Source organism: Stenotrophomonas testudinis (genome assembly GCF_024499815.1).
GTDB lineage: Bacteria > Pseudomonadota > Gammaproteobacteria > Xanthomonadales > Xanthomonadaceae > Stenotrophomonas.
In genome coordinates, this window is sequence record NZ_JAMOKY010000001.1 from 309,387 (window position 1) to 315,923 (window position 6,537).

The 6,537-nt window shown below is 67.2% G+C and carries 7 protein-coding genes; 1 reads left to right on the plus strand and 6 read right to left on the minus strand.

The features are described from left to right. Positions 1 to 72: 72 nt before the first annotated feature. The 4 genes from lipA to NQ204_RS01360 all read right to left on the minus strand — a co-directional run bounded on the left by lipA (position 73) and on the right by NQ204_RS01360 (position 3,235). A complete protein-coding gene (gene lipA, locus NQ204_RS01345) occupies positions 73 to 1,083 on the minus strand; it encodes a lipoyl synthase (protein ID WP_116865059.1) in 1,011 nt (336 codons plus the stop codon). A gap of 18 nt (positions 1,084 to 1,101) precedes the next feature. After that, positions 1,102 to 1,812 (minus strand): lipoyl(octanoyl) transferase LipB, encoded by a 711-nt coding sequence (gene lipB, locus NQ204_RS01350; protein ID WP_256642853.1) that lies wholly within the window; start codon positions 1,810 to 1,812, stop codon positions 1,102 to 1,104. Next, entirely contained in the window at positions 1,800 to 2,078 is a 279-nt protein-coding gene (locus tag NQ204_RS01355) for a DUF493 family protein (RefSeq protein WP_116865057.1), read from the minus strand. The genes lipB and NQ204_RS01355 overlap by 13 nt, the downstream gene beginning before the upstream one ends. A 164-nt stretch (positions 2,079 to 2,242) precedes the next feature. Continuing rightward, positions 2,243 to 3,235 (minus strand): CsgG/HfaB family protein, encoded by a 993-nt coding sequence (locus tag NQ204_RS01360; RefSeq protein ID WP_116865056.1) that lies wholly within the window; start codon positions 3,233 to 3,235, stop codon positions 2,243 to 2,245. A 276-nt stretch (positions 3,236 to 3,511) separates the two neighbouring features. Here NQ204_RS01360 and NQ204_RS01365 point away from each other — a divergent pair, with 276 nt between their 5' ends. Then, positions 3,512 to 4,570, plus strand: a complete 1,059-nt coding sequence (locus NQ204_RS01365) for a lipid A deacylase LpxR family protein (RefSeq protein WP_256642854.1) — start codon at positions 3,512 to 3,514, stop codon at positions 4,568 to 4,570. Positions 4,571 to 4,719: 149 nt separating this feature from the next. On the opposite strand, the gene NQ204_RS01370 is transcribed toward NQ204_RS01365, so the two are convergent. Continuing rightward, on the minus strand, positions 4,720 to 5,937 hold the full coding sequence (locus NQ204_RS01370) for a D-alanyl-D-alanine carboxypeptidase family protein (protein ID WP_116865054.1): 1,218 nt from the start codon (positions 5,935 to 5,937) through the stop codon (positions 4,720 to 4,722). 98 nt (positions 5,938 to 6,035) lie between these two features. Then, positions 6,036 to 6,537 (minus strand): SPOR domain-containing protein (locus NQ204_RS01375; RefSeq protein ID WP_256642855.1); only part of this gene is annotated, 502 nt, incomplete at its 5' end.

A 6,537-nucleotide genomic window follows, 5' to 3' on the forward strand; every position in this document is an offset into this window, starting at 1 on the left:
GGTGGTGGTAAGCCGGGGCCCACGATGTGCACAGCGCATCGTGGGAAGCGGTAGCGCGCATCGCGCAACCGCTTACCGGACGCCGGCGCCCTTGGCCTGGACGTCGGCGTGGTACGACGAGCGCACCATCGGGCCGGAGGCCACGTGGCTGAAGCCCAGCTCGTAGCCGTAGTCTTCCAGCGCCTTGTAGTCCTCGGGGGTCCAGTACTTCAGCACCGGGTGGTGGTGCGCGGTCGGCTGCAGGTACTGGCCGATGGTGATCATGTCCACGTCGTGCGCGCGCAGGTCGCGCATGGTGGCCTTGATCTGCTCGAACTCCTCGCCCAGGCCCAGCATGATGCCGCTCTTGGTCGGCACCGACGGGTGCTGCGCCTTGAAGTTCTTCAGCAGGGTCAGCGACCACTGGTAATCCGCACCCGGGCGCACGTTGCGGTACAGGTCCGGTACGGTTTCGATGTTGTGGTTGAACACGTCCGGCGGGTTCTGCGCCAGGATCTCCAGCGCGCGCTCCATGCGGCCCTTGCCACGGAAGTCCGGGGTCAGCACTTCGATGCGGGTGCCCGGCGACTTCTCTCGGATGGCGGTGATGCAGTCGACGAAGTGCTGGGCACCGCCGTCGCGCAGGTCATCGCGGTCGACGCTGGTCACCACCACGTACTTCAGGCCCATGTCGGCCACGGTCTGGCCGAGGGTGGCCGGCTCATTGGCATCCGGCGGCTTGGGACGGCCGTGGGCCACGTCGCAGAACGAACAGCGACGGGTGCAGACCTCACCCAGGATCATGAAGGTGGCGGTGCCGTGGCTGAAACACTCGTGGATGTTCGGGCAGCTGGCTTCCTCGCACACGGTCACCAGGCGGTTCTCGCGCAGCTTGGCCTTCAGGTTCTGCACGGCATTGCCCGAAGGAATGCGCACGCGGATCCAGGACGGCTTGCGCAGCACCGGTGCGTCGGCGAACTGCACCGGCGAACGGTTGATCTTGTCCCCGCCCATCTGCTTGACGCCCACCTGCAGCGGCGCGGCGGACGGAAGCTCGGCCTGCACGATCTGCAGGGGAATGGTGCGGGCGGTGGTCTCAGTCATGGCAGTTCCGGGGGGCGGTCAGGCGGCCGCAGAAAGATCGGGCAGTTCGGGCGTGGGCTGCAGCAGAAGGCCAAACTGGCGGGCCAGATGGTCCAGCAGCACCGGCTTGACGGCGTCCATCCCGGACGGGCCTCCCAAGTCTACCACCGAGGTCACCTGCAGCCCCTGATAGCCACAGGGGTTGATGCGGTGGAAGGGTTCCAGGTCCATCGACACATTGAAGGCCAGGCCGTGGAAGGTGCAACCGCGGCGGACGCGGATGCCGAGGGCGGCGATCTTCGCATCGCCCACATAGACGCCCGGCGCACCATCACGGCGCTCGGCACCGATGTTCCATTCGCCGAGGGTGTCGATGAGGGCCTGTTCGATGCGGCAGACATAGTCGCGCACACCGATGCCCAGCCGCGGCAGGCGCAGCAGCGGGTAGACCACGATCTGGCCGGGGCCGTGGTAGGTCACCTGGCCACCGCGGTCGACGTGCAGCACCGGGATATCGCCCGGCGCCAGCACGTGTTCGACCTTGCCGGCCTGGCCGCGGGTGAACACCGGATCGTGTTCGACCACCCACAATTCGTCGGCGTCGTCGTCGGTACGCTGGTCGGTGAAGCGCTGCATGGCGCGCCAGACCGGTTCATAGGCCTGGCGGCCGAGGTCGCGCACCACCGCAGGACGGGCCGGACGCTGCCCGGGGGCAGGTTCGGCCGCGCAGTGGGTGGCTACACCGTCCACTTCACTTCCGGGTGGTCGCGCAGGGCCTGGTGGGCCACGTCGTACTGCTCGCGGTTCTCGGCCCGGAATACCAGGCGCACCGAGACGTACTTGCCGTTGGATGAATGCTTCCAGCTGATGCGCTCGTTCACCACATCGACGCCTGCAGCACTCAGCAGGCTGGGAAGCTCCTGCTCCAGGCCACGGTTGGCCGGGCCCATGGCACTGAGCTCGAACTGACCGGGGAACTGGAAGCCGTGTTCGGGGTTGTCGGACTTGATTTCCATGGACCCATTATCGGGCCGCAGGGCGACAAACCCAAGAGTATTCATCAAAGCCAGAGCGCGCACCGGCGGACTGCTGGGTTGCAGTCCCCGCCCTGAAGAGCCCGGCCCACCCGGGCCAGTGGACGGGGCCGACCCGCTGGCCGCTGGGCCAGCGGGCCCGGTGCTTACTTGGCCAGTTCCATCAGGGTGGAATTGACCCAGCCTTTGTTGCCCATTTCGTCTTCCACTTCCCACATGGAGCCTTCCTTCACACCGGTGGGATACAGCAGCATGCCCGGCTCAAGCGCGCGCACGGGTGCGCCGGTGCCCTTGGCATTGGCAAGCAGGCGGCCGGGCTTGAGCATGGTCACGGCCTGGGCGACATTGGACGCGGCAGGGTTGCCGGACAGACCACCAAGCTCGCCGACCAGGTTCGTATAGGCCTGCAGGTAGGCCAGGGTGATGACCTGGCCGATTTCGGTGTTGGTGTAGCCACCCAGGCCCATTGCTCCGAGGCCACCGCCGGTAAACAGGCCACCACTGGCGCCCCAGCCCAGATCAGTCTTCTTGGAATTGCCCTCGGCCAGCGCAACCTGCTCGGACGAGCGCACATCGGTCAGGGTCAGGGTCACATCGGCGGTCTTGCTGCGCAGGTTCAGACCGCTGGCAATTTTGCCGGCGTTGCCGCCGATGAGACCGCCAATCAGGCCGCCCACCGCATTGCCGCTCGCGTTGCTGTTCTGCGAGATCAAGTCCGGAACCAGTACGTAGTCAGCAGCACGGATCTGGCCCTTGCCGATATTGGAACGACCACGCAGCTGCCCCTCAGCGGCCAACGCGCGTTCGGACTGCGCCGCAGACATGCCCACGCCGCGGTCGACCAGCGTGAAGCACCTGGATTTATTGACAAAGACCTTGATGAGCTTGGACGGCGCCGGCAATTGCTGGCCGGTCCACCAGTTGACCGAATCTTCCGGCTCGATCACTGCAATGGTGCCCAGCGGCTTGGCGCACACCGGAATTTCGGCCTGTCCTTTTTTGCTTTGATCCTGCGCCGAGGCGCGACCTCCGCCGAAAGCATCACGCAGACCGGCAGACGCCGGGGCGCTGACAGCAGCGAGACTGACGCCCACCAGCACACACGCCAGCGCGTGGTCGAGCACGTTTGATCTGTTCATTTCAGTCGTCCAGTGCCCTGCCGTCGGCAAAGCACAATCCATGGTTGAGAAAGGGTTGGTAACCGGGTCCTGGCGGCGCCTCCCCAGGCGCCCGCGCAGAGCATAGAGCAGGTCGAATCCGACCACAACGCGCCCGGAAGAGGCAGCCTTCCCGCCAGCCCCGGCGCTGGAACACACCGGTGAACGCCACACCCTCGTTCCATCACACGGGGAGGAGTACCGTGCCGTTGCATAAAAATGCTTCCTCCTTCTCTCCTGCCGAGAATCATCCCATCCATGCGTACAATCGCCGCCTTGGGGCTTACCGGACTGATCGCCGCCGCCCCGCCCCTCACTGCCCATGCCGCCGCGCTGTGCGGATCCGATGCAATGAGTGAGCACCCGCCGCAGGTCAATTTCCGCGTCGACAACGACCTGTTCGGCGCCAAGGACCAGGACCAGGGCTATACCAACGGCGCCCAGCTGACCCTGGTCTCGCCCAACCTGGTGGACTACACCGATGACCCCTGCCTGCCGCGCCTGGCCCGCTGGGTGAACCGCCATCTCGAGCGCCTGCACCCGGGTGAGTTCGAGCAGCAGAACATGATCTTCAGCCTCGGCCAGGGCATCTATACGCCCACCGACTTCACCCGCAAGGACCTGATCGAGGATGACCGGCCGTATGCCGGCGTGCTGGTGGCCAGCTTCGGCTACAACGCCCGCCGCGGCGACCGCCTGCAGACCACCCTGCTGACGCTGGGCGTGGTCGGCCCATGGGCGCAGGGCAAACAGGTGCAGAACGCGGTGCACGACCTGCTGGGCGACGAGAAATTCCAGGGCTGGGACAACCAGCTGCACAACGAGCCGGTGGTGATGTACACCCACGAGCGCATGCGCCGCTGGCCGGGCGATGCCAGCGTCAATGCCGGCGGCTGGGGCTGGGATGCGATCAGCCATTACGGCGGCTCGATCGGCAACCTGGAAACCAAGGCCAACTTCGGTGGTGAAGTGCGCTTCGGCTGGAAGCTGCCCGACGACTTCGGCAGCACCCCGCTGCGCCCGGCCGGTGAAAACACCGCGCCGACCCGCGGCGGCAAGCCCAGCGGCTGGTCGTGGCACCTGTTCGCCACCACCGATGCAGCCTGGGTGATCCGCGATATCACCCTGGACGGCAACACCTTCCGCGACAGCCACAGCGTCGACAAGCGCCACGTGGTGGCCTACGGCGGCTACGGCATCGCGGTGATGCGCGGCCGCTGGAAGTTCGCGATGGCGCGTTACCACAGCACCCGCGAGTTCAACGGCCAGCGCGAAGCCCCGGTGTTCGGCAGCTTCACCATCAGCCGCTCGATTTAAGGCTGATGGTAGTGCCGGCCACTGGCCGGCTCCCGGTATGTACGGATGGGTTCACGGGGAACCGGCCAGCGGCCGGCACTACAGCATCCTCGCGAAACAAGAAAGGCCGGCTTTCGCCGGCCTTTTCATTCACCACGCCGGGGCGTGGATCATTCCGATTCCCACCACATCCAGAAGCTGTCCCACAGGCGCTTGAAGAAGCCGGCCTGTTCGACGGCGGCCACGGCCACCAGCGGGGCTTCGGCGACGACCTTGCCATCCAGGGTCACTTTGACGGTGCCGATCTGCTGGCCCGCGGTGAACGGCGCTTCCAGGGTCTTGGGCACATCGATGCTCGGCTTCAGGTCGTTGTAGCGACCGCGCGGCACGCTCACCAGCATCGGCTGGGCCACGCCCAGCTGCACCTTGTCGGTGGCACCCTTCCACACCTTGTGCTCGGCCACGGCCTTGCCCGGCTCGTACAGGCGGTGGGTTTCGAAGAAGCGGAAGCCCCAGTTGAGCAGGGCCAGGCTGTCATCGGCGCGCTGCTTTTCCGAAGAACCACCCAGCACCACGGCGATCAGGCGCTGGTCGCCACGCTGGGCCGAGCTCATCAGGCAGTAGCCGGCTTCGGAGGTGTGGCCGGTCTTGATGCCGTCCACGCTGCCATCGCGCCACAGCAGCAGGTTGCGGTTGGGCTGCTTGATGTTGCCGACCTGGAATTCCTTCACCTTGTTGTAGGCGTAGGTTTCCGGGTAGTCACGCACCATCGCGCGGCCCAGCAGCGCCAGGTCATAGGCGGTGCTGTGGTGGCCCTGGGCGCTCAGGCCGTGGGCGTTGACGAAGTGCGAGTCCTTCATGCCGATCTTGGCGGCGTAGCTGTTCATCAACGAAGCAAAGGCTTCCTCGCTGCCGGCCACGTGCTCGGCCAGGGCGATCGCGGCGTCGTTGCCGGACTGGATCGCCATTCCCTTTTCCATGTCTTCCAGGCGCGCGGTCTGGTTGACCGGGAAGCCGCTGTAGCTGCCGTCGGTGCCGGCGCCGCCTTCGCGCCAGGCGCGCTCGCTCATCATCACCTGGTCATCGGCGCGGACCTTGCCGTTCTTGACCTCGGCGGCGACCACATAGGAGGTCATCACCTTGGTGATGCTGGCCGGGGCCAGCTGTTCATGGACGTTCTCGCCCGCCAGCATCTGGCCGGTGGCGTAGTCCATCAGGATCCAGGCCTTGGACGTGCTGGGCACCGGGGCCGGCGGCGTGGCGACGACAGCCGGGGCGGCGGCGGCAGCGGGCGCCGGGGTGGCCGGGGTCGGCAGCGGCGTCTGGGCGGAAGCCAGGCCAACCACCAGGGTGGCGGCCAGGGCGGTGGCGGCGGAACGAAAATTCATTGGACTGCAGGCTCCAGGGGACGGCCAGAATGGAGGGTGGTTCGAACGACCATTGTAAGGCCGGTGTGACAGGGGCCGGCAGCACCGGCCCGGGCGGATCAATCCTTGACGATCTGCGGCGAACCCAGGCCGAGACCTGCGATGCGGCCGACAAGTTCCGCGGCGCTGGCATGGTCGCTGGCCGGTACGCGCAGGCGGAACAGGGTGCGGCCACCGGCGGCGATGTCGCTGATGGTCGCGCCGACGATGCCGGCGGCGTTGAGCTGGCCCATCGCGCGGGTGGCGTTGTCGCGGCTGGAGAAGCTGGCCACCTGCACCATCACCGCGCCCACCACCTGCTGCGACAGCGTCGGCGACGGGGTGGCGGCTGGCGTGCTGCGGACCGGCGGCGTGCCCGCACGCGGGGCGGCAGCGGCCACGGCCACCGGAGCGATGGCGGCGCTGCGCACCGGCGCTGCGCTCGGCGGCAGGCTGCTGACCGCCACTTCGGGCAGGGCGCTGCTGGCGGCCTGGGTGGTGGCGGGCTGGCCACGGGCCGGCGTGCCATCGGCGGGCAGGCGCTGGACCAGGCGGTCGATATCGCTTGGCGCGGCGGCACGC

Coding starts and splice junctions, on each gene's coding strand:
- lipA (WP_116865059.1), bottom strand. CDS start 1,083: ATGACTGAGACCACCGCCCGCACCATTCCCCTGCAGATCGTGCAGGCC.
- NQ204_RS01355 (WP_116865057.1), bottom strand. CDS start 2,078: ATGGAAATCAAGTCCGACAACCCCGAACACGGCTTCCAGTTCCCCGGT.
- NQ204_RS01360 (WP_116865056.1), bottom strand. CDS start 3,235: ATGAACAGATCAAACGTGCTCGACCACGCGCTGGCGTGTGTGCTGGTG.
- NQ204_RS01365 (WP_256642854.1), top strand. CDS start 3,512: ATGCGTACAATCGCCGCCTTGGGGCTTACCGGACTGATCGCCGCCGCC.
- NQ204_RS01370 (WP_116865054.1), bottom strand. CDS start 5,937: ATGAATTTTCGTTCCGCCGCCACCGCCCTGGCCGCCACCCTGGTGGTT.